We start from the raw sequence: 1,210 nt of genomic DNA on the forward strand, positions 1-1,210 counted from the left end.
CGCGAGCTTGGTGCGATTCCCGTCGACTACCGCGACCCGAACATGTACGACCGGATCCGCGAGATCGCACCCGACGGTGTCGACGCGGTGTTCGACCACGTCGGTGGCGCGGGGCTGATGGAGTCGTGGAAGTTGCTGCGCAAGGGCGGCGCGCTGGTCAACTACGGCTCGGCCGCGACGAAGGACGAGCCGGGCAACGCGATGCTGCCGGTGCTGAAGCTGTTCGGGCGCCTGATGCTGTGGAACGTCCTGCCCAACGGCAAGCGGGCCGGGTTCTACAACTTCTGGGCCGGCAAGCGGTTCCGCCCGGCCGCGTTCCGCGCGCGGTTGAGCGAGGACCTCACGCGGCTGCTCCGCCTGGTCGGCGCCGGTGCGCTCACGCCGCAGATCGCCGCGCGGATCCCGTTGCCGGAGGCCGCCTCCGCGCTGGCCCTGGCCGAGTCGCGGACCGTGCTGGGCAAGGTCGTCATCGTCCCGGAGTCATGAGCATGCCTGGCTGCCGTGAAGCGATCGTGGCGGCGGCGACCGCCCTGGTCGACCGCGAGTGCGCCGTGACGCTGCGGGCCGTGTCCCGCGAGGCCGGCGTGCCCACGTCGTCGATCTACCCGCTCTTCCCGGACAGCTCGGCGATCTTGCTGGCCGTGTGCCACGGGGCCTTCCACGAACTCGAAGCCGCCGTTCTCGGTGCGCCCGGCGCCTACGCGGCGGGCCTCGCCTACCTCGACTTCGCCATCGCTCACCCGCGCCGCTACCGCGTGATGTTCGGTGCGGCCGATCTCTCCGAACCGGCGCTGCGGTTGTTCACCCGCGTCCTGACCGACTCCGATCGCGCCATGACGCTGTGGCTCGGCCTGCACGGCCTCGCCGACCAGCGCGCGTCGATCCGCCGCTCACCTCAGTTCATCACCATCGCACCACGCTTGCTCACGTCACTCATCTGACTTCCCGGAGGTACCGCCATGAACGCCACCGCGATCCGCACCACCGTCGCGTCCACCGAAGTCGACAACCGCGCCGCCTACCTGGGTTTCGCGTTCGCCTACGTCCTCGGCCACGGCATCAACGCACTCGCCAAGGCCGACGTGATCCTCGTGCCGGCCTGGCTGCCGTTCGGGTTTCTCGGAGCAGGACTCCTCGCCGGCACGACATTCGCAATGACCGCCTCCTTACGGGCCCAGCGCGCGGCCTCCGAGTCCCGGCGCCGTGCCGA

2 protein-coding genes and 1 pseudogene are annotated in these 1,210 nt (G+C 70.3%); all 3 read left to right on the top strand.

The features are described from left to right. The coding region (locus B0F77_RS45760; RefSeq protein WP_245849515.1) for a zinc-binding dehydrogenase at positions 1–486 on the top strand (486 nt) is incomplete at its 5' end. After that, positions 483–941 (top strand): TetR/AcrR family transcriptional regulator, encoded by a 459-nt coding sequence (locus tag B0F77_RS45765; protein WP_143467282.1) that lies wholly within the window; start codon positions 483–485, stop codon positions 939–941. The genes B0F77_RS45760 and B0F77_RS45765, both read left to right, overlap by 4 nt. 18 nt (positions 942–959) lie before the next feature. Further along, a pseudogene (locus B0F77_RS45770) lies at positions 960–1,210 on the top strand (hypothetical protein); the annotation flags it as partial.

Origin of the sequence: Lentzea kentuckyensis, assembly GCF_002150765.1 — a bacterium.
Lineage (GTDB): Bacteria > Actinomycetota > Actinomycetes > Mycobacteriales > Pseudonocardiaceae > Lentzea > Lentzea kentuckyensis.

What these genes read in the sequence shown, in the direction of transcription:
- B0F77_RS45765 (WP_143467282.1), top strand. Translation starts at nt 483, where the DNA reads ATGAGCATGCCTGGCTGCCGTGAAGCGATCGTGGCGGCGGCGACCGCC.